Annotated in this window: 14 protein-coding genes; 4 read left to right on the top strand and 10 right to left on the bottom strand. The window is 45.3% G+C overall.

Translation table 11 applies throughout. The features are described from left to right. Window positions 1-63: 63 nt before the first annotated feature. From AC060N_RS04445 to AC060N_RS04490, 10 genes are all read right to left on the bottom strand, one after another. The gene (locus tag AC060N_RS04445; RefSeq protein ID WP_479526037.1) at window positions 64-1,629 is read right to left on the bottom strand and encodes a carboxylesterase/lipase family protein; all 1,566 of its coding nucleotides are present in this window, start codon (window positions 1,627-1,629) and stop codon (window positions 64-66) included. 14 nt (window positions 1,630-1,643) lie between these two features. Next, window positions 1,644-2,813 carry an alpha/beta hydrolase-fold protein gene (locus AC060N_RS04450; protein WP_479526038.1) on the bottom strand — a complete coding sequence of 390 codons (1,170 nt, stop codon included), beginning with the start codon at window positions 2,811-2,813 and terminating at the stop codon, window positions 1,644-1,646. Window positions 2,814-2,832: 19 nt separating this feature from the next. Next, window positions 2,833-3,957 carry an alpha/beta hydrolase-fold protein gene (locus AC060N_RS04455; protein WP_479526039.1) on the bottom strand — a complete coding sequence of 375 codons (1,125 nt, stop codon included), beginning with the start codon at window positions 3,955-3,957 and terminating at the stop codon, window positions 2,833-2,835. A 45-nt stretch (window positions 3,958-4,002) separates the two neighbouring features. Next, complete coding sequence (gene xyl3A / locus AC060N_RS04460) at window positions 4,003-6,597, bottom strand: xylan 1,4-beta-xylosidase (RefSeq protein ID WP_479526040.1); 2,595 nt, start codon at window positions 6,595-6,597, stop codon at window positions 4,003-4,005. 340 nt (window positions 6,598-6,937) lie between these two features. Continuing rightward, entirely contained in the window at window positions 6,938-9,397 is a 2,460-nt protein-coding gene (locus tag AC060N_RS04465) for a glycoside hydrolase family 31 protein (RefSeq protein ID WP_479526041.1), read from the bottom strand. 21 nt (window positions 9,398-9,418) lie between these two features. Continuing rightward, window positions 9,419-10,750, bottom strand: a complete 1,332-nt coding sequence (locus AC060N_RS04470) for a glycoside hydrolase family 43 protein (RefSeq protein ID WP_479526042.1) — start codon at window positions 10,748-10,750, stop codon at window positions 9,419-9,421. A 32-nt stretch (window positions 10,751-10,782) separates the two neighbouring features. After that, window positions 10,783-12,570 carry a family 43 glycosylhydrolase gene (locus AC060N_RS04475; RefSeq protein ID WP_479526043.1) on the bottom strand — a complete coding sequence of 596 codons (1,788 nt, stop codon included), beginning with the start codon at window positions 12,568-12,570 and terminating at the stop codon, window positions 10,783-10,785. Between the two features lie 56 nt (window positions 12,571-12,626). Further along, on the bottom strand, window positions 12,627-13,472 hold the full coding sequence (locus tag AC060N_RS04480) for a sialate O-acetylesterase (RefSeq protein ID WP_479526044.1): 846 nt from the start codon (window positions 13,470-13,472) through the stop codon (window positions 12,627-12,629). A gap of 204 nt (window positions 13,473-13,676) precedes the next feature. Beyond that, on the bottom strand, window positions 13,677-14,603 hold the full coding sequence (locus AC060N_RS04485) for an alpha/beta hydrolase (RefSeq protein ID WP_153637962.1): 927 nt from the start codon (window positions 14,601-14,603) through the stop codon (window positions 13,677-13,679). A gap of 144 nt (window positions 14,604-14,747) precedes the next feature. Further along, a complete protein-coding gene (locus AC060N_RS04490) occupies window positions 14,748-15,617 on the bottom strand; it encodes an alpha/beta hydrolase (RefSeq protein WP_479526045.1) in 870 nt (289 codons plus the stop codon). Between the two features lie 490 nt (window positions 15,618-16,107). On the opposite strand from AC060N_RS04490, the gene AC060N_RS04495 reads away from it, so the two are divergent. From AC060N_RS04495 to AC060N_RS04510, 4 genes are all read left to right on the top strand, one after another. Further along, on the top strand, window positions 16,108-17,826 hold the full coding sequence (locus tag AC060N_RS04495) for a glycoside hydrolase family 43 protein (protein WP_479526046.1): 1,719 nt from the start codon (window positions 16,108-16,110) through the stop codon (window positions 17,824-17,826). 706 nt (window positions 17,827-18,532) lie between these two features. Continuing rightward, window positions 18,533-20,164: a carboxylesterase/lipase family protein gene (locus AC060N_RS04500; protein WP_479526047.1), complete on the top strand. Its 1,632-nt coding sequence runs from the start codon at window positions 18,533-18,535 to the stop codon at window positions 20,162-20,164. A gap of 139 nt (window positions 20,165-20,303) precedes the next feature. After that, on the top strand, window positions 20,304-20,942 hold the full coding sequence (locus AC060N_RS04505; protein ID WP_479526048.1) for an endonuclease III domain-containing protein: 639 nt from the start codon (window positions 20,304-20,306) through the stop codon (window positions 20,940-20,942). 277 nt (window positions 20,943-21,219) lie between these two features. Beyond that, entirely contained in the window at window positions 21,220-23,433 is a 2,214-nt protein-coding gene (locus tag AC060N_RS04510; RefSeq protein ID WP_479526049.1) for a glycoside hydrolase family 3 C-terminal domain-containing protein, read from the top strand. Window positions 23,434-23,571 lie beyond the last annotated feature (138 nt).

A 23,571-nucleotide genomic window follows, 5' to 3' on the forward strand; every position in this document is an offset into this window, starting at 1 on the left:
GGAGTGGGTTTTTCATGATTGCTAAATGCCGGACCTGGCTGTATAAATTAGTGCAACCGCCATCTATTTCGCCCAGGCTTCACCTTCCGGTGTTCTTCTCCATTTGAAATAGTCATCCAAAACCTGTAAAGATTCTGCACTGGGCACAGGCCCCACATGCGGTGTCTGACTGAAATACATCACTTCCGGGTTGGCATTGCTAAAAGCAGGCCATTGGGGCAGTCCTTCACCGTTTGGATCACCGTATTTGGCAAAGTTGGTCCAATAGGTTGCCATGGCATCTGAGATTTTCACATCTGTCGCAGAGGTATGCGGGCTATTTGGATCGATATGATTGAATACATAGGCCACTTCCTGCCCATGCGGCGAACCATGCCCCGCCCATGGAGAATCTTTGGGGTAGTCGGGGTGCTGGTCGAAGTAATAATAGAAAACTTTTGATTTACCGGTTTTCGATTGAAGCCGAGCCCAACTCCAGGTCTGCCATCCAAATGCGGCATCACGCATCAGGTCGCGTGCTGTTTTCGGTACTGTATTTGTTCCGGCCGGATAGGCTTTGATTAATACATCTGCAAATTTGCCATAACGTTTTTTTACATCTGCAATGTAATCTTCCGGAGTCTTGTAATGAGAAAAACTTGCACCTTCATCGGAGTTGTAGCCGATTAGAACCGGAACATCGTTATATTTTCCTTCTTCGTACAGATTGTGCTGGTCGCCGGGAATGACATAACCATCTACAATTGGCCAGCCTCCGGCCATTGCCCATCCTGAAGGGATAAATTTTTCTGCATCCATCTTACGAAGTTCGGCAATGGACGAAGCACCAAGTTTATGCATGTAAGCTTCGCCATCTGCTTCCGCTTGTTTGAGCGTTTTCATGTTTTCGCCGGGATACGTTGTCGGTCGTGTTGGGCCAAATGATCCGCCGCTTTCCGAAATTGCTCCTTCGAACAATCCTTTGGCTAACGGTGAGGCACACAGCATGCTCACGGAAATTCCGCCTGCAGACTCACCGAAAATGGTCACCCTGTTTGGGTCGCCACCGAATGCGGCAATATTTTTCTTAATCCATTTTAATCCGGCTATCTGGTCGAGTAAACCATAATTTCCTGAAACGTGATTTGGACTTTCAGCACTCAATTCGGGATGAGCCAAAAATCCAAGTTGACCGACCCGATAGGCTATGCTTACCAGCACGACACCTTTTTTTGCCAGTTTCGCTCCGTCATATCCAGGTTCTGACGTGGAGCCAAAGCTAAAGCCTCCACCATAAATCCAAACGAGTACCGGAATCTTGTCGTTGGCTGATTTGGCCGGAGTCCATACGTTCAAATACAGACAATCTTCGCTTTTACCCGAAGGTGGATTTCCTCCCTGCATTGGGGCCGGGGCAAATTTAGTTGCCTCTCTCACACCTTTCCATTTTGCAGCGGGTTGAGGTGCTTTCCAGCGCAAGTCGCCCACAGGAGGTGCTGCAAAGGGAATCCCCTTGAAAATCGTCAGACTATCGGTGACTGTTCCCTGCAAAACTCCCTGTTCCACTCTAACTTGCCCAGGGGGAAGAGAGGTGTTGCATCCCCACGTAAGAATCATGACTGATACAAGAAAAAAAGTTATTCGTTTCATTGGTATCTTGGTCTTTATTTGAATAATAATGGTGCAAAATTATTGAGATCTCTGCGCCAGGTAAGCCATTCGTGTGAAGTACCCTGCGATTGGTAGAAATGGTATTTTATGCCTTGCTTTTCAAGCATATTTCGAAATGCGCCGACTGAGGCAGGAAAGGGTTTGGGTTCTTTGGTCCCCAAGCCCAGCCAAAACACTTTTATTTGCCTGTTAATCGCATTCCCATCGTTGAATTTTTCGTTCAGAAAAGTAGCCGGATCAATTTCATCGGAGCTTGGGTAATTGGAAGTCCCGCTAAAACCACCGTAGTAAGCAAACTTATCCAGGTTGTTCATGATAATCCGCATCGTTTGATTGGCTCCCATCGATAAACCGGCAATAGCGCGGTGCTCGCGGTCAGCAATCGTTCGGTACCGGGAATCAATCATCGGAATGATTTCGTTGATCATTACTTCTTCAAAAACGGAAGGTGGGTGAGTGCCAGCATTTGTTTCAGAGTTATCCTGAGGTTTATAAGCATAGCCATTGTCCATGACGATGATCATGGGCACCGCTTTTTTGGCTGCAATCAGGTTATCCAAAATCAGGTTTGCCCTTCCCTGCGCCGACCAGCCTGTCTCATCTTCAAAGCTTCCATGTTGAAGGTAGAGCACCGGATAACGGGTTTCTGTATCTTTCTGATAGCCTGCCGGAGTGTACACAAAGCAACGTCTCCATGTTCCGGTGATTTTCGAGAAATAAAGATTTTCGCTCACCAAACCGTGAGGAACATCTTTTAAGGCATAGAAGTCCTGATCCTCCGCTGGAATTTCGATTCCGCTTCCCCAACGGCCGGCTCCATAAAAGTATAGGGTGCCCGGATCAGGAACCGAAGCGCCGTCGACGGTAAGTTGGTAATAATGAAATCCGGGATCCTGAGGAGCCGACTCGCCGGTCCAGACACCTTTGTCGTTCTTTACCAGATCGTACTTCACACCGCCAATATCAAGCTGAACTTTGTGTGCCTCGGGTGCCGACAGTTGAACCCGTACCCGTCCCTCGGAATTAACCATCGGATATTGCTTCCCCGGTTGATTGACTGTTGACGGTTTGAAATTTTCGACAACCGTTTGATTGGTTTGTGCAAAGCAAATTACACTTAAAAAGGTAGCTGCCAGTGCAAAAAATATTGATTTTCGTTTCATCGCGACTTCAGGTTATCTCTTATTTCGTGAAAAGCAGTGGCGCCAATTCATGTAGGCTGCGCCGCCATGTCAGAAATTCGTGTGCCGTACCTTCCAACACGTAAGAAACAGCATTGAATCCAGCCTCTTTAAGTGCAGTAACCGCATTCTTTACACCGTCCGGACGCTCTTTGCTACCACAACTTATAAAGATGAGTTTAACCTTTGATTTGTCTTTGATTTCCTCCGGCTTGTATAAACCGCCACTCAGCAGGGCATAATAGGAAAACACTTCAGGCTTGTTCAGCGTGATCATGTGTGTTTCCATGCCACCCATCGAGAGTCCGGCCATTGCCCGATGAGCCTGGTCGGCTTTTGTCCTGAAATGCGTATCAACGTAAGGGATCAACTCCTCAGTCAAAACTGTCTGGAATGGTTTGATATCAAAGTTTCGGAGTCCCCCGAACTTGATTTCGTTGGTCATTCCATAAGTCGTTACAATGATGAAAGGCTTGATTTTACCTTCAGCAATCAGGTTGTCCATAATCAAATTAGCGTGCCCCTGATTGAACCATGCTGTTTCGTCCTCGCCCCAGCCGTGTTGCAGGTACAAAACCGGATACCGTTGATTCACATTTTTATCGTAACTGGGAGGAGTGTAGACAAATGCTCTCCGAACCGAATTGGTACTTTTTGAAGGAAAAAGAATTTGCTGAACATTCCCGTGAGGCACATCTTTCAGTGCGTAAAAATCCTGATCATGAGCTGGTATCTCGATGCCACTTTCCCAACGGGTTGAACCATAAAAATTACATGCTCCGGGGTCGTTGAAAACACCGCCATCAATTGTTACATGGTAATAGTGAAAACCTTCGTCCATTGGTCCGGCAGTGGTCCCCATCCAGGAACCATCTTCAGCTTTTGCAAGGGGAGTTCCGCCTTTGGTTCCGCCAAGGCCCAGACTTACTACAACACTTTGAGCTTGCGGAGCCTCAATGCGAAACCGGGCATAGCCTTGTGAATTAACCATCGGATATTTTTTCCCCGGTTGATTGAGACTTGAGGGCTTGAAATCTTCTTTGATCGCTGACTGGTCGGTTTGTGCTACGCACAGTGAGCCAGATAATGTAAGTAGGAATGCAAGAATTGTCAGATGAGTTTTCATTGTTTTGTCGTTATGGTTATGATTCGTTAAACTGATATTTCACGATTATAGGACGGTAATGTTGGTCTTTTTTAAATCGTTTGAATCCGAACTGGTTCCGTAAAATACTTCATATTCACCAGAGGTTACCTTCATTCGACGTGTATTCCAATCATAGAATTCGAACGATGAAGGTGGAAGCATAATGGTTGCCTGCTCTGTTTTGCCAGTAGTAACACGGACTCGTTTAAACCCCTTCAGTGTTTTTATGGGGCCATCAATGTCATTGACCTTATGTACATACACCTGCACGATTTCAGTACCGTCTCTTTCACCTGTGTTGGTCACCGGGATCGTCATTCGAATAGATTCGTCCCGATTAATCTTTGTCTTATCAAGTTTGGCTGTACCAATATCAAATGTTGTGTAGCTCAATCCATAACCGAATGGGAACAGGGCATCGTTCATGTAACGATACGTGCGGCCCTGCATCGAATAGTCTTCAAAATCTTTGAGCTGATCGGAACTTTTATAGAATGTGATCGGTAGTTTCCCCGATGGATTGTAATCGCCAAAAAGCACGTCTGCAACTGCTTGTCCGCCCGATTCACCGCCATACCATGCCTGCAAAATAGCATCGCAACTTTCAGTTTCAGGAGTTAAAGCGATAGCAGAACCCGAGCAATTCACAAAAATCACCTGCTTACCTGCTTCTTTCAACGCTTTTAAACAATTGCGCTGTACGGCCGGAAGATCTATATTGGTGCGGTCACCTCCTTTGAATCCGGGATACGAAACCGGCATTTCTTCGCCTTCCAACTTACCGGAAAGACCACCAACAAAGACCACCTCATCAATGCCTTTCAGTTTCTTAATCAGGTCGGTATAATCCACGTCCACTTCTTTTCCAAAATTGAATTCGATGTTTGCCTGCCAGTTATTCAGCTGTGCGTAGCGAATTTCAATAGAATATTTTTTACCAGCTTCAACCTTAAAAGGGACTCTTGATGAAAGTGTTCTCCAGTTATCATATTTTTTCAGGGATTTTCCATTAACCAATAATTCAAAATGCCCGGTTGCGCCTCCTTTAAACACGATTTCCTCGGTAGTTTTGGGTACAAATTCGGTTTGATAGATAGCCGAAAAACCTTCCAGTTTCACACCCGATGCAAATTCGTGTTGCCCGGCAGTTGTCATCTTTATCGGATTGACAATCTGCTGCGTGATGACAGCATCTCCTTTGCGGTCGGGATTATTCCAATAGGTTGCTTTAAATCCGGGTTTGCCGTCAAACGAACATTGAGCGAAATAACTTTGGGTTACTTTATCTTCGACCAGGTCACACCCCTTATCATATAGAATCTTTCCAGCCGGAAGTTTTGTTTTTATCCCGTCCAGAATTGAGATGGTGCGTACGGGTGTACCGTTGTAATTGCCCCACAACATTGGTTTGTCGTCGGCATTGGGTCCAATCACGGCTATTTTCTTTCCCGATTTTGACAGTGGTAGGACATGATTTTTATTTTGAAGCAGCGTCATGGTTTCACGTGCCATCTCAAGGGCAAGCTCCTGATGTTCTTTTTCATTCAAAACCGATGGCGGGATTTGTGCCCAGGGAACGATTGAATCGGGATCCATTTCTCCCAGGTCGAACCGTCCTTCCAGCACACGCATCAAACTTTTGTTGATGTCTTCTTCCCTGATCAAACCTCTCTCAACTGCATCTGTCAATTTCTTAAAAGGATAATTTTGCCAGACACATTCCACATCGGTCCCGGCTAATACGGCCTTTGATGCCGCGTGAACTGCGTCGGAAGAAACTTTGTGTGACGTAAAAAAATCGGTGATGGCACCACAGTCTGATACAACCAAATATTTATATCCCCAGTCATCACGAAGAATCCGTTGTAACAAGCGGGTGCTTCCACAGCACGGTTCGTCATCCAGACGCTGATAAGCGCACATTACCTGCCGCACGTCTGCTTTTTGTACCAGTGCTTTAAATGCCGGCAGATAGGTTTCGTATAGCTCCCGCGGACTAACACTATTCAGGTTGAGTTCGTGGCGGCTCCATTCCGGACCTGAATGAACAGCAAAGTGTTTGGCACAAGCCAGTAATTTACGGTATTTAGCATTCTCCGGACCCTGTAATCCTCTGACCACCTGTATGCCCATCCGCGAAGTCAGGTAGGGGTCTTCGCCATACGTTTCCTGACCACGTCCCCAACGAGGGTCACGGAAGATATTTACATTTGGCGTCCACACCGAAAGGCTGAGAAAGCGCTTATTTTCATTTCCCGCCTTGATCCATTGGTTGTATTTGGCACGGGCTTCGTCTGAAACGGCGTTGTAAATTTTATACAGCAACGCATCGTCGAAGGAAGCAGCCATACCGATTGGTTCAGGAAAAACCGTAACATTATCATTGTTGGCATATCCGTGTAACGCTTCGCTCCACCAGTTGAACCGTTTGATCCCTAATCGGGGTACCGGATCTGACTGGTCACACATCAGCGTCACCTTCTCGTCGAGGGTTAATCTTGAAATTAAATCTTCAGCTCTTTCTTTGGAAGTTAATTGAGGATTTTGAAAGGGATACTGTTGTGCCCGGACGGTCGTTGATGCCCAGAGGCAAACAACTAAAATCAAGTATTTTTTCACGATTGCTTTAATTAGGTTCATTTGGACTTAAAGTTAATAATTGAGTCTCTGTTGCGTTTTTAATTTTAGATACGCTGTTTTAAAATTGGGATATATGGTGTGCTTAAGGCTATGGCAGTATGGATATTCCTGATCACTACGAGATAAAATGTGACGAAAAGAATAACCGGAACCTGTTTCCAATGCACGTTTAACTCATCCGTTGTTCCGGGAGTGCGGCTCCTGAACAACGGATGAGCATTTATTCTGATTTTTCCTGTCGTGGGATGATTTATTTCGTTCTTCGAACGCTACCTAATCCCCCGATATCGGTAACCGTTACGTTCCCAGATCGGGCAGACTAAAGTTTTACCGATAATTTCTTTCCGGTATAGGTCACGGTTTTGCCGGCACCGTTGTTGGGCGAAACCAGAATGATTCGAAATTTTCGTTGCCCGAGCATTCCCGGGAAAGTCCCTTTCCGGCTGTTGATGGTTAAAATTTTTCGTGCATTATTCCAGTTGAAGGTAATGGTCGAATAAATTCCTTTTTCATAATCATAATTGTCGTTTTCATCTTCATATAAGGTGAATTGACCATTAGCGCCGGGATAAACACGTATTTCCAGATCGTCCCATTTTTTCTGGGTAGCATACTGTATTTTGGGCCCGAATGGGATGATGCTTCCGGCTTTGATGTACAAAGGAATCTCGTCAATCTCTGTTTTCTGATTAATTTCCTGACCGCCTTTGTGCTTCTCATTTGTCCAGAAGTCATACCATACAGTTCCGGCAGGTAAATAAACCTTTTTCGATTTTGACTGAGTAAAATCAATGGCAGTCGCTTTGGGCTTATTTTCCGTATTATTATTCTTGTTCCACCTGGAGTTTGGATCCGTTTTGACTATCGTTTCGGGTGTGTATTGGGCATGGACAATCGGGGCTACCAATATTGATTTCCCAAACATGTACTCATTATTCATATTCCTGACTTTTGGATCGTTAAAATCCATCATCAGGGCCCGCATCATAGTCGACTGGTTGTGTGTGACCTGCCACGCATCAGCGTATATATAAGGCAGAAGGGAATAACGCAGATTTATGGCTTTTGCTATTGCATCGTAAACAGGCTCTCCCTTTTTCCCAAATTGATAAATTTCCCTGGGAATATCGGTTCCGTGCGAACGCATCATTGGTGTGAATGCTCCAAACTGCAGCCATCGAACGTAGAGCTCCTGGAATAATGGATTTTTTGCTCCCTTACTGCCATTCCAGCTTCGGTTATAGGCACCGGCAAAGAAACCGCCGATATCGCAATTCCAGTAAGGAATACCACTTAAGGAGAAGTTCAGCCCGGCAGGAATTTGATTGCGCAATGATTGCCATGACGAGCTAACATCGCCTGACCAGGTATTGGCAGCATAACGCTGCTGACCGGCAAATGCCGACCGGGTAAGGATGAACACGCGTTTGGCAGAAGTGACAGCGCGCTGGTGCTTATAAACCCCGCCGACTGTCATCAATGGATAGGCATTCCGAACTTTACGGAACGGGCCCAAATAGGTTTTTTCATCCAGGTCGGAAGGTTTGAATTCCAGGTGATCCGGTTCGGTGGAATCCATCCACCATCCGTCGATTCCCAGAGAGAAAATACCTTTGTTCGAATACTTCCAGTAAATGTCGCGTGCTTTGGGATTATATGCATCATAAACTCTGACGCCTGACGGATAGTCCATATTGGGCGGCCACTTTTGAACGCCCGATTCAGGCCAGGTTTTAAAGCTTAAAAGTGCACCTATTTTGTTTAAATCCCGGTAAGGTTTGGTCATTGGGCCAAACGACGACCAAATGGAGATAATCATGTGTGCGTTCATACTGTGCACATCATCCACCATTTTTTGTGGATTGTAGTACTCCGTATTCAGGAACTCCATGGCATTCCACAGGTAATTGTTGCCCCAATACTGCCAGTCCTGTATAATTCCATCCAACGGGACGCCTAACTCACGGTATTTCCTGACTACTCCAATCAGTTCGTCCTGGCTTTTGTACCGTTCCTTACTTTGCCAATAGCCAAATGTCCACAAAGGGAACATAGGAGCTTGCCCGGTCAGGTCACGCATACGTGCGATTGCTCCGTCGGGACTATTGCCGTACATAAAATAGTAGTCAACACAATTACCTACGTCTGATTTGAAGAATGTCCTTTCCTGGTTGTCAGAAAAGGTGGTTGGAGAGTAGTTATCCCAAAACATTCCATAGCCTTTGTCCGACACGAAAAAGGGGACATAATCGTCAGTATTTCCCTGTATCATGTGTAGTTTCAGGTTTCGCTGAACCAGTCTTCCTTGCTGCTGCTGCCCCAGCCCATAAATGTCTTCGTTCTTATCCAGAACAAATGCCTGGTATACATTGTATGTTTTTTCCCCGGCATCGTTGTAGTTGGTGAATTTAACGCCCGACTTTTCTTCCTTTAGCAGCGGTTTCCCTGATGAAGTAGAAAATTCAACCTGTCCGCTGGATAAATTCAGACTGATCTGGAGCTTCTTACTTTTAAGTAAGAGGTTGCCACCTGACTGCCTGACCCGAAAATCTGTTTTTTGTGGCTTTTCAATAACCGAAAGGCTTTTTTTTGTAAAGGTTGTTCCTGCCGGCCATTTTAATATCCGTACCGTTGAAGGAGAATAAAACTGGATTTCAATCCCTACAGAGTCAACCACCGTTTGGATCCCGGTATCTGTTTTCTGATAGGATTGTCCTTTGGCAGTCATGCTCATAGCAAGAACCAGGGACATCAATATGCCAGTGCGTAATAACTTCATTTTATCAATTTTTAATTCAGTTTATTGTGCCTTGAACTTCCACCAGTCGAAGTTGAATAAATTGTCTTGAGCACCTTTGAAAACAAAGAAGAGATCATGAACCCCCTTTACTTTTTTCACCTTGCAGGATTGGAGCGACCATTCCTGCCATCCGCCGGTATCTTTGACAGGACACACACCCAATAACGTACCGGTTTCACTATCAAGATGAATTTCAATTTTACCTCCTTTGGAAGCAGACGCGACGCCGGCTTCGAATGACTTAGCGCCTTTTTGAAAATCGACACCCTGTACCTTAATGTAATCGCCACTATCGACGTCTGTTACGTAAACTCCCACCTTGCTGTTCTGCCTTGTTTTCAGACCGTGACTCCAGGCAATGGTTTCGGCTTCCACTCTTTGATACGGATCTACCGTTCCTAATCTTTTGGGACCTGTTGCTGACCAATACGGTAGTTTTTGGATGGTCCCGTCATCGTTGTAGGTCATTTGATCGACCGACACGGAACGACGCTCGAAATGTTTTTGGGTGGTCTCTTTGAGTAGATCATAATTCAGGCCGAAACAATACGAATTTCCTTTGTAGTCAATAATTCCGGGATGGTTTCCCCGGGACTTCGGTGTCACGTCCATGATCATCCCTTTATATTCCCAGGGACCTGTGGGCGAATCACTCATTGCATAGCCAATGGCTTCCGGACAACAGGTGGAGGCGTAGGCCAGGTAGTAATGTCCGCTTCGCTTCCAAACCCACGGACCTTCCTGATAATTTTGAGGCTTGGATGCTACCTTGACGATTTCGCCGGAGTAGGAAATCATATCTTTATTTAGTTTCACGTAGTAAAGATCAGGGTTTCCCCAATATAAATAAGCCTGTCCATCGTCGTCAATCAAAACGGTCGGATCAATATCATTCCAGATGTGGTCATCGTTGATCAACCTCGTTCCCAGCGGATCTTTAAAGGGGCCGTACGGACTGTCGGAAACCAAAACACCAATTCCACCGCCGTGCATCGGGCAATAGAGGTAGAACTTTCCGTTCCGCGCTACACATTGCGGAGCCCAGGCACCATTATCCTGCCTGGCCCAGCTAAAATTCTTCAATGAGGCTACAATTCCGTGGTCGGTCCAGTTTACCATATCCGTAGAGGTATAGAGCAACCAGTTGAGCATCTTGAAACCGGTCGCATCGTCTTCATCATGAGTTGTATAAAGGAATACGGTGTCGTTATAGACCATGGGAGCCGGGTCGGCGGTATATTTGGTTTGGATAATGGGGTTCTGTGCCGTAGCGGTAAAAGTGATTGTCAGCAAGGCTGACAATGTCGTAAGTATTCGGGATGAAATTTTCATTGTTGTCGATTAAGCTGTTTTTATTTTTAAAGTTATCGGGCGTTGTGTGAATGTAGTTGCCACCAGTCGAAGTTGAATAAATTGCCTTGAGCACCTTTGAATACAAAAAATAGATCATGTACTCCTTTCACATTTTTTACACCACAGGATTGAATATCCCAGTGTTGCCATCCGCCGGTGTTTTTGACAGGGCATGCACCCAATAGGGCACCGGTTACACTATCGAGGTGAATTTCAATTTTGCCTCCTGTGGAAGCAGATGCGACGCTGGCTTCGAACGACCCGGCTCCCTTGCCAAAATCGACACTGCGTACTTTAATATAGTCACCATTGTCGATATCGGTTACATAAATGCCGGTAATACTGTCTGAAGCTGTTTCTACACCTTCTTCCCATGCGATTGTTTCGGCTTGCTGGCGGATATACGGATTCAGGTTGGCAACTCCTTTCACGACTCCCGCTTTTGTCGCGGCAATTCTCGGAATGGTGCCATCCGGATTGTATTTAAATTCTTCAACACAAACAGAACGGTCGAAACCACCGCCACCGGGTAAGGCTCCATCATGATAAAAGAGGAACGATTTCCCTTTATAGTCAATAATTCCGGGATGATTGGTGAAAGCACCACCTTTGCCAATGACCGGCATAATTGTATCCTGGTATACCCATGGCCCGGTCGGGCCTGTACTGGTAGAGTAGGCCAAATGTTCAGGTACGCCACCGGCCGGATATATCAGATAATACAAGCCATTTCGTTTGTAGAACCATGGTCCTTCCTCATAGGTCGTAAATCGTTTGCCGGTGCTGTTTACTGTTCTTTTTATTTTGGAAACAAACCAATCTTTTTTGTCCGAGGGAATTGGCCTGATACCGACCTTTTGATCGTACGAACTCATATCACTGTTAAGCTTTACATACCAAAGCTTTGAATTTCCCCAGGTTAAATAGGGTTGTTTGGCGTCGTTAAAGACAACTGTCGGGTTAATGTTCCCTTTACCGCAATGTTCCGAAATCAAGGGTTTACCAAGGACATCCGTGAACGGGCCGATGGCTTTATCACCGACGGCCACGCCAATAACTTTTTTATTTGTTCGCTTATCGATTGCGCTTACATACCAATAGTACTTGTTGCCGGAAGTGTTTTTAACGGTATGCGATGCCAGCCCATTAATTGATTTAGCCCACTTAAAAGTTTTTTCAGCGTTGATAATCCTGAGTTTAAAACTCTTTGCAGTGAGCGGAACTTTCACAATTCCCACATTCTTGTCATACGAAATCATGTCTTTATTGAGCTTGACATAGTAAAGCTGCGGATTTCCCCAGTACAGATAGGCTTGTCCATCATCGTCGATATACACGGTAGGATCAATATCTCCCCAGCCGGTGGTCACAAGCAGTTTGCCAAGTGCATCAACAAAGGGGCCTGTTGGCCTGTCGGATACAGCAACGCCAATAGCCATGCCTTTACCATTGGCCTGATTCATGGGTACATACCAATAAAATTTACCATTTCGTTCGATACACTGTCCTGCCCAGGCATCCTTTTTAGCCCATTTGAACGTTTTGAGTGACAATGGTGAACCATGGTCTGTCCAGTTAACCATGTCGGTGGTGGAATAAACATGCCAGTTCTTCATGGTGAACCAGTTGGAGCCATCTTCGTCATGCCCCGTATATAAGTATACTGTATCGTTATAGACCATTGGTGCCGGATCGGCTGTATAAATGGTCTGAATGATTGGGTTTTGAGCATGTCCTGCAAAAGGCGTTATCAATAAGGACAGTAATATTATAGATATGATTTTTGAAAAATTCTTCATTCCAATGTTTTTATCACTTTAACCAGTTTTCGCACTTCGCGATGTACAACGTTTAGCTATTTTTTATTATTGACGTTATAGCCCAATATCGAAAGCATCTTCTCTCCGTAGCGTTTTCCTAAAATCCGGTACCCTTCGGCGGTAAAATGCAAGTGGTCAGATATGCCCGGACATCCATCGGACGAAATGATATATGAGTTCGGAATCGTTTCGGGGAGCTTGTCGATAATGGCGTTCATACTTGCGCAAGCGCCACCTTCTCCTTTGCTCACTAGCTCACCGGCCAAAAGGGGAACCGATTTGGCATTCAGGTTTAGATCTGTGATTAGGTTATCGTAAATCCCTTTTACTTTATTGGGCCATTCCTTGTCTCCGGTGTTTGACTCTCCCTGGTGCAGGAGTATTCCCTTAACTACCCCCGATTTCTGAGCGATTTTAGCCATTTCTACAAGACGGGCGTAAGGATTTCCGTCGTATTGGTTGATCATATTGATCATCCAGTCCGGCGCTGTTTTGATATATGCCTTGTAGTGGTTTTTTTCGAAAAGTTCGATTTTACAGCCTCCGACAGCAACATTGATTACGCCGACTTTAATATTTTTCGGAAGATGGGCAACCAAAGTCCGACCGAAATAGTCTGCAGGAGTTAAGCCCGTATTGCATCGGCACAAAGGAGGAACAGCTGTATACCAATGGCCCATTTCTCTTCCCAGCTTTGGACAATTTACGGCTTCCAAAACCTGGAACCTACTGTCTACCGTGGTGTCCTGAGGTTCAAATTTGGCATGGCCTTCCATGTTCGATTGCCCGAAACACAAAAAAATATAGAAATTAGGATCCTGTGAAAAAGCGTTCATACTGAACAGAAGTAATCCAACAACTGCGAATAGTTTTATTTTCATGATGTTTATTTAGCTTATTTTATGTTCGTTATTATTTAATCGGTTGTTATCAGGTGCATTTCAGAAAAAGCGGTAAGGAGCATCAAGTAGTTAACGTTGTATTTTAAAAGTGTTTGAACGTTAAAATTGCCGACGCAATTGAAGGGAGCGACCGCCCCTTTTGCTTCTTTTATTGGTGCTTTTAGTGAATGCGATGGCGGCTTATTAATCATCAATTAAGTTCGAATCCTTCATCCATTGAAATAGAGGGACCATCCAACCTTCCTGTCTGAAAATAAAGCCATGGCCGCCTTTTTGGTAAATATGCAATTCCGCAGGAACGTGGAGATGTCTCAATTTCTCGAAATAGATGATGCTGTTGTCCACGTCAACTAAGGTATCGTCGCCTGCATGGGTTATATATGCCGGTGGAGTATTTTCATTGACATGCAATTCGTTTGAGAATTCGTCAATCGTAGCCTGGGTGGGATTCTTACCCAGTAGCATGATCCTCGAACCGAAGTGTGTCAAACTATCCTCCATGCTTATGACCGGGTAAGCCAAAATTTGAAAATCGGGACGAAGGCTTGTATGATGATTGTTTTCAATGAGTGCCTTCTTATAATGGGTTGCTTCAGTTGAAGCCAGATGTCCGCCGGCCGAAAAGCCCATGATTCCAATCTTATTTGGAGCAATTCCCCATTTGGCTGCATTTTCCCTGACTACTTTAATGGCTTGTTGCGCATCCTGCAGAGGGCCAATTGTTTTATTCCTCATGGTCGAATCATCGGGAAGCCGGTATTTAAGCACAAAAGCAGCAACTCCGTGCGCCGCAAATTTCTTTGCCGTCGATACGCCTTCTCCCTGGTAAACCAACACACTGTATCCACCGCCCGGGCAAATCACAACGGCCGTTCCGGAAGCATTTTCTTTTTCAGGAAGATATATTTCAAGAGTGGGGTGGGTCACTCCTCTGTACATTCCTGAGGTATATACTTCTTTTATGTCGTTGACCTTTGCGTTCGGGATAGTGTCGGGATATAATTTGATGATCTTTTGTGCATTTACTAATGTGGGAAACAAAAGCAAAAGCAGCAGACAGCTGATTCCTAAATTCAGCGGATAAATTGGTTTGTTTCGTATTTTTTTCATCTTCATTGAAATAGCGAGTGAACAGTTGTTTTGGCCATTGTGTGGGGACCGGGTTCATAGGCATATGCTCGTCCTCCCGTCTTGCATCAGGTCAAATTGTCAACGTATCTCGTTCGGGTAAATTTTTTGTTTTCCCCTATATCGTTAATCATTTTCTGAAAAAACGGCGGGAGAAACCGGCTTAAAAAGCAGTTGTGAGAACATGTACAGGTTATCCTTCCATACGCTGAAATCATGATGTCCGCCCGGGACGACGTGATAAATGTGGGGAACATGATGCGCAACGAGATAGTCGTGAGTCCGTTTGCTGAACGTGATCAGGTTATCCTGGTCGCCACAGGAAATCCATAGCAATTTGAGCTGTTTTTTTGCTTTTTCCGGACTGGGCACCAGTACTTCCGGTTTTTTGGTGTTCGGGGCAGAAGAAAAACCACCTACCCATGCAAATTTATCGAGATGCCCCAGTCCAAAATTCAATGATTGTCCGCCGCCCATCGACAGTCCCGCAAGTGCACGATGTTCGCGATCGTTCATGGCCGGATAGTTCTTTTCAATGTAAGGAATCAGGTCACTGAGTAAATCCTTTTCAAACGTTGCAAAAGCTTCAACTTTGTCTTTGTCGAAGATGTTTCCAACAGGCCTGTCATCCTTCATGGCCCGACCGTTGGGCATCACCACAATCATGGGTTCCACCTTTTTCTCGGCATACAGATTGTCAAGTATATTTTGCATATGCCCGTTCTTCTGCCAAGCGTATTCATCTCCGCCTATCCCGTGTAAGAGGTAAAGAACCGGGTATTTCTTCTTTTTTGAATATCCCGGTGGAGTATAAACCAAGGCTTTGCGGTTTGTTTCCACGGTTGACGAATGGTAGACGATGGTATCGATTTTTCCGTGAGGGATGTCGGATTTCACCACGTCGAAACCTTGCGGTGCCTGTTTCACAAGATTTTGCGAAACCGCTGTCATACTGGTAAGCAGCATGGCAGAGAGAATAAAAATTAGTCTTTTCATAGGTTATCGTAAATATTGATTTAGTGTTTTGTAATTGTCTCTTCAGGTTGTTGATATTGCAGCGGCTTGGAATGTGCCCGCTATGACTGAATATTGATGTTGAAAAATTACAAATTGCTCTGTTGTTAAGGTTTCAAATCCGGATAATCTTTTTGAAAAAATAGATAAACTGTGTTCTCTCCAGTGTTTTTTTTGGGTACAAACGTATTGCCTTCAAATGCAGGTTCTGATTATTGTTAAGAGGGAAACCGTCAGAGGAAATCTTGAGGTCTTTGCGAATGTTTCGTTTTTCGTATCAGCAAACCAGAACATTAAAAATACCTCAAATCAAAAGTCAGATACTCAAAATTCAAATGCAGATTGAGGAGTGATATATACATTGCAGTATTGGTTGAAGAATCATTTTTGACCGATAAACCGTTTACTGAATCTGTTTCTATTGTCGGGCAGATTCGTTAGTTAATAATAAATCTCTTTAACTACATTCCTGATGACTAGACTGCTTTCTTACATCTATTTGGGACTGATCTCTTTGTGCTGTTTTTCGCTTTCGGGTTGTTCCTCTGGCGCAAAATCAAAAACAGCTCATTTCTCGAAAGATGGTTTTGTAGCCCATTTTGATTATTTCAATTATCGTGGGGACGATGATTTTTACAAAAAAAATCCTTTGCCGGGCGACGATTACTTCTACAATCCGATTTTGCCCGGATGGTATTCGGACCCCAGCATTTGTAAAAATGGCGATGATTATTTTCTTGTAACATCCACTTTTTCATATTTCCCCGGTGTACCGATTTTTCATAGCAAAGACTTGGTCAACTGGAAGCAAATTGGGAACGTTCTGGACAGGCCTTCTCAATTAAAGCTCAATGGACAACGAGTAAGCCAGGGAATTTTTGCTCCGGCTATAAGTTATAACCCCCATAACCAGACTTACTATATGATAACCACCAATGTTGGAGGTGGAAATTTCTTTGTGAAAACAAAAGATCCGTTTGGTGAATGGTCCGATCCAGTATGGTTACCTGACGTGCATGGAATTGATCCTTCTTTCTTTTTTGATGATGATGGTAAAGCATACATTGTCAATAATGACGAGCCGGTTGGCGGATCGAAATACGAAGGACATCGGGCCATCCGTATTCAACAATTTGATGTAGAAAAGGAGAAGACGCTCGGTCCAAGGATTATGTTGGTTAATGGTGGGGTGGACCTCGCTGAAAAGCCAATATGGATCGAAGGTCCGCACATGTATAAGATCAATGGTAAGTATTACCTGATGTGTGCGGAGGGAGGTACATCGGTCAACCATTCGGAGGTAATATTCAGAGGCGATACACCCATGGGAAAATTCACTCCCTGGGACAAAAATCCAATACTGACTCAGAAAAATCTGGACCCGAATCGGCCTGTCCCAATTACATGTGCAGGTCATGCAGATTTGGTACAGAAAGAAAACGGGGAATGGTGGGCTGTTTTTTTGGCGTGTCGTCCCATCGGGAACAAGTTTGAAAACCTGGGACGTGAGACCTTCTTGTTGCCTGTAAAATGGAGTGATGATGGTTTTCCTTACATAACAAGGGGGAATGAGGTCGTTTCAAGAATTGTTCGTATGGACGGTGTAAAAAGAGATTCACTTTGCACATTTGGGAATTTCGAAAAGAACGATGATTTTAACTCCCTAAAGCTGGATGATGAGTGGATGACACTGCGGGAGCCAATCGATTCCCTTCGCTCTTTAACTGACAATCCAGGATATTTAAGTCTTAAGTGTGCGGATGTTTCCTCTACAGAGCTGAAAGCTCCCGCTTATGTTTGTCGAAGAATACAACATCACAAATTTGTATGCACGACAAAATTGTATTTCGAGCCAGATAATGAAAAAGAAACCGCCGGCCTTTTACTCCTGAAAGATGAAAAGCATCAATATTTTCTTTCATTAGGAAAACTGGATGGAGGCAGAAAAATAAGTCTTGAGAAGATAACGGATTCAGGAGACTTCACTTTAGCAAGTAACCGGATTGCCGGAGGAGCGACCCCAATTCGATTGAAAGTCGTGTCAAAAGGAAAGACTTATGACTTTTACTATGCATTAGGCGATGACGCCTGGCAAAGCCTGTGCAAGGATATCGATGCCTACTATTTGTCGACTGCAAATTCATTTGGATTTACGGGAACAACCATTGGAATGTATGCTACAAGTAAGTAGGAATTCATGAAGAATGATTTGGTGTATAAGTAATAGGATTCAGCTAGAAAAAAATAGCTCCGTTTATTAGTATCGACATTTTTTCATAGATGTAGCAGCTGGTGGACTCTGATTTGGAACAGAATAGAGTCCATCTTTTTTATATTCAGTATATTTCAAATGATGATGTGAGTCTTGATAGTTAAGGCACTGATTGTTAGTGGTTTGAGTGACTGCCGTTTCGGATAACAATTTTCGGGAGTAAGTGTGTATTTGTTCGCCTTTTATGTATATAGTGTACCTGTTTTCCCATTTAATGGCGGAAAAAAAAAGCACACGGCTTGACATCTCGGTGGATGGCAGTTCGCTTTTGATGCTGAAAGTGAGGTTAGGGAATATTTCGAAGAGTGGGAAAACAAATGCCATAAGATCTAGTGGTCGTAAGGTGTTGTTGGTCAGTTTTGTGATGGTGTGTTTTTCTTGTGAAGGTTTGTCTGGTTACATATTGGGGACTTTGCTTATATTTTTGTCACTTCTCTTTTCTATCGATTGGTTACAGATATTCCCCTTTATGCCTTTTTCTGATGCCCGGCGAAATAAAAGAGTTAGCGTTAAACTTATTGTTTGAAATTTATATTGGTTTTATATCTGTGAAAATGTATTTTGCACAGTAACGCTTCTTTTCACGGAAGTGAAACCCATCATTCAATCACTAAAGCAAATGGATATGCATACCAAAAGAAGTTTTCTAACCATCACACTACTCTTCCTGGCTGTTGGCGTTTTTGCCCAGTTAACCGGCAAGCATCCCCGCGTGACGACTCAAAACGGGGTATTGGAAGGTGTCAACGAGTCGGGCGTCGACGTATTTAAAGGAATTCCATTTGCTGCTCCACCGGTAGGAAAATTGCGTTGGAGGGAACCGCAGCCAGCGAAAAACTGGCAGGGTGTTCGCAAAGCAGACCATTTTGGCCCTAACCCCATGCAATTGCCGGTGTTTGGTGATATGAATTTTGGTACCGATTCGATGAGCGAGGATTGCCTCTACCTGAATGTATGGACGCCTTCCAAAACCGGGAAAGAAGGCCTTCCCGTGCTGGTTTATTTTTATGGCGGCGGACTGATTGCCGGTGCGGGCAGTGAGCCCCGTTATGGTGGTGAACGGATGGCCCGAAGGGGCATGATTACCATTACTGCCAATTACCGGCTCGGCATCTTCGGATTCTTCTCTTATCCCGGCCTGACGAAGGAGTCGCCCAATCATGCATCGGGAAACTACGGTTTTCTCGATCAGGTAGCCGCGTTGAAATGGGTGAAAGAAAATATCAAGGCATTTGGCGGCGATCCCAATCGCATCACCATTGCCGGTGAATCGGCCGGCTCGATTTCGGTGAGTGCGCTGATGTGTTCCCCGTTGTCGAAAAACCTGTTTGAGCAGGCCATTGGCTCCAGTGGTTCACTCATGGGAGCCCTGTCGCCCGAACCGTTGAAGCAGGCAGAGAAAGCAGGTGAAGAATATGCTGAAAAGGAGGGATACCAGTCGCTAGCCGACCTGAGGGCTATCCCGGCTAAGAAATTGCTGCACATGAAAGCGCCCCGCTTTGCCACCGTCATCGACGGCTATTTCCTGCCTGAACAACCGGTGAAAATATTTTCGGAAGGGAAACAGGCCCATATCCCGTTGTTGGTGGGCTGGAACTCCGAGGAGATGGCGCCGGGCTTTTTGCTGCGTGGGAAAAAGCCGACACTGGAAAATCTGAAAGAAGCGCTCAAAGGACGGTTTGGCGATCAAACCGACGAAGTGCTGCAGAAGTATCATATTACCGACGACGCCTCTGTGATGGGGCAGGGAGGCATCGATTTGGCTTCCGACCTGTTCATTGCATTCAGTACCTGGAAATGGAGTGAGATGCAGGCCAAAACCGGCGGCGAACAGGTGTACCGTTACCACTTCTGTCATCCCCGGCCCGAAATGGTAGCCGCGATGGCAGGAAAAACAGCCGGACTGGCCGGTGGTGTCCAGGATAATAAAGATAAAAGCGCACCCAAACCACCGAGACCCACGGGTGCGGTCCATTCGGCCGATATCGAATACGCGATGGGGAATCTGCCCACCAACCGGGTGTACGATTGGCAGCCAGGCGACTACATTGTTTCGGATATCTTCCAGATGTATTACGCCAACTTCGTGAAAACCGGTAACCCGAACGGCCTGGGTGTCCCCGAATGGGAGGCGGTGAACAACCAGCCGGTGGCCCCGGTCATGCAAATCAATGTGGATACCTATCAGAAAAAAGATCCGGAGCTGGAAGCCCGCTACCGGTTCATGGATAAGCTGTTCTTCCCCAAAGGACAATAACCGATAGTACCATTTCAAATGAAGAAGGAGTTAGAGCAATGCTTTAGCTCCTTTTTCGCTTCACTGAATTTTGTAAGCAACCGATTTTCCCTACTTTTAATAGCAATTGATATTCTTGGTATAACTAAATGAGCAGGCTATGGAAATAAATTGGACGGAGGAATTAGAACCGCTATTTCAGCAATACGGGAAACGTCAACATCCACTGGATTATAAAAGCCGCTACCAATTGGTGGTGATGGTTGTTTTATCCGCTCAGGATTCGGATAAACACATCAACGAGGTGGCGCCCGGATTCTTTGAGGAGTACCCGGATATGGAGGCACTTTCGAGGGCTGAGCCAGCCGATTTACAACAACACATTGGCTCGGTCCGGAATTTTGGCAACAAATCGAAGTGGCTCATCAAAATGGCAGGAATGATTGGAGCAGATGAGCATATTCCCCGAACCCTGGACGAGTTGGTCAAGCTACCGGGAATCGGACGAAAATCGGCCAATGTAATTATTCGGGAATCGGGAGATTCGGCTGAAGGCATTATCGTCGATTTACATGTGGTACGCGTAGCTCCGCGATTAGGAATTGCTATGCAGGAAGAAAAGCCCAAGCCGGAAAAGATCGAGAAGCAATTGATGGCAGCCATCCCGCAGGAGCGATGGAACGAAGCAGGGATGTCGATCTCTTTCCTCGGACGTGAGATTTGCCGTCCGAGCAATCCCAGGTGCGAGCAGTGTGTTATGAATTCCGTTTGCCGGTATTACAGAGAAGCGAGACGGTAAAACTACTGATACGTAGCGTTATTGGAAGAGACTGTTGAGTTTTGCTGTGGAATTCGTGTTTTTTTTTACACTTTTTCTACAAATTTGTTTTCTCAGATTTTTACGGAAATAAAGGTGGTGGGATCTGAACTCTACCGGTGATGGCATGGTTTTGCGGTGGATTACGGATGAGATAGAAGAGAACCGGTAGGGGGACGTCACATTGCGAAAGAGCTGGTTAAAGCGGGCAGCGAATTAATTAAACCAATTTGAATAATAACTTATATTGATAACTCCTATGAAGACAAAAGCAATTGCCTTGCTCGTCCTGTTTCATTTTTTCCATGCAGGATTAATGGCTCAGGAAAAGAAACCTAATGAAGCAAACTTTGAGTGGTACGACATGTCGTTGCCGATGGAAGACCGAATCGATGCCCTGATTTCGGCGATGACCGTTGATGAGAAAATTAGTCAGTTGATGAATGCCAACGCCCCGATACCGCGACTGGGCGTTAAGGAATACGACTGGTGGAACGAATGCTTACATGGCGTGGCGCGCAACGGAAGAGCGACGGTATTCCCGCAGGCCATTGCTTTAGGGGCAACCTTCGATACCAAACTGGCTTTCCAGGTAGCAACTGCCATTTCCGACGAAGCCCGGGCAAAGTTTAACATCGCCCAGAAAATGGGGAATTATAATCGGTATGCCGGTCTGACCTTCTGGACGCCGAATGTGAATATCTTTCGTGACCCGCGTTGGGGCCGGGGGCAGGAAACGTATGGCGAAGATCCTTTTCTGACTTCCCGCATCGGAGTGGCATTCGTTGAAGGATTGCAGGGAAATAATCCCAACTACCTGAAAGCTGCCGCCTGTGCGAAGCATTTTGCCGTACACTCCGGACCGGAGGCGTTTAGACATCAGTTCAACGCGGTGGTTTCTCCCAAAGACTTATGGGAAACTTATCTGCCGGCTTTTGAAGCCCTTGTGAAAGAGGCAAAGGTTGAGGCCGTCATGGGAGCATACAACCGAACAGATGGAGAAGCCAGCTGTGCGAGTCCCTTTCTGTTACAGGATATTCTCACCAAACAGTGGGGTTTTAAAGGGCACATTGTTTCCGATTGCGGAGCGATTCAGGATATCTGGAAAGACCATCATCTTGCAAAGACGCCTGAAGAAGCTTCATCAATGGCCATTAAAGCTGGCCTGGATTTGAATTGCGGGAGAACATTTGAGAGCCTGAAAAAAGCACTGGATGAAAAGCTGGTGACAGAAAAAGATATTGACAAAGCCTTGCACGATTTGTTGAGAACCAAATTTCGCCTGGGTTTTTTTGACGACAACCGGGATAATCCATATGCGCATATTTCGCCGGATGTTATTGGCTCCAGCGAGCATCGAAAACTGGCGCTCGAGGAAGCAGAAAAATCAATCGTCCTGGTGAAGAATAAAAACCATGTTCTTCCATTAAAAAAGGATCTGAAAAGTGTTTTTGTCACCGGCCCGCAAGCGGCTAACGAGGAGGTCCTGTTGGGGAATTACTATGGCGTTAACAACAATACCGTCAACATTCTGGACGGAATTGTCAGCCAATTGAGCCTGGGAACAACCATCAATTACCGTTATGGTCAACTTCCTTACCAGAAAAATGTAAATCCGATGGATTACGTGACCGGAGGAGCTGCTGCGGCCGATGTTTGCATTGCTGTGATGGGGATTAACGGATTAGTGGAAGGCGAAGAGGGAGCTGCCATTGCTTCAGAGCATAAAGGCGACCGGAAGGACATCAGGCTTCCGCAAAGCCAGATCGACTTTCTCAAGAAAATTAAAGCGAAGGGGAAAGGTAACCCATTGGTTGTCGTGATTACAGGTGGTTCGCCAATCGCTATTCCCGAAATTTATGATATTGCCGATGCCGTTTTATATGTCTGGTACCCGGGTGAAGAAGGCGGAACCGCAGTTGGTAATATTCTTTTTGGCGATGCTGTTCCTTCCGGACGGTTACCGTTCACAGTACCTAAATCGGTTAACGATCTTCCTCCTTACGAGGATTATTCGATGAAGGGGCGTACGTACAAATACATGGAGAAGGAACCTCTTTTCCCGTTTGGCTTTGGACTCTCCTATTCCAAATTCGAATATAGTAAAATGAATATCGACGCAGGATCGGATGGCAAGATAACCGCCAAAGTAACGATTTCGAACACCGGTAAATTTGATGCCGAGGAGGTGGCTCAGATGTATACCAGTTCCCCGTTAGCCGGAAAAGGCGATCCCTTTTATTCTCTGGTCGCTTTTCAACGCGTATCTGTGCCTGCAGGCCAGTCGAAAGTTGTTCAGTTTGAATTGCCCGAAAAAGCTTTCACGGAGGTTAATGAAGCGGGAAAACGGGTGCTTCGAAAAGGCAACTACAAGCTTTGGATTGGCGGATCGCTTCCCGGGAAACGGAGTACAGCGTTAGGGGCATCGAAATGCCAGGAGATGTCTGTTGATGTTGCCCAACTTTTGAAATAAGATACGATATACCGGTTAGCGAATTTTCCCTGGCGGAGATGAGCTACCCGGAATGAATTGAAAGATTTCGATATGATAAAAAGAGCCGGAAATTTTCCCGGCTCTTTTTGTTTTGAATCATCAATATCTTGTTGCTCT

This window comes from Prolixibacter sp. DSM 2831, assembly GCF_056493735.1.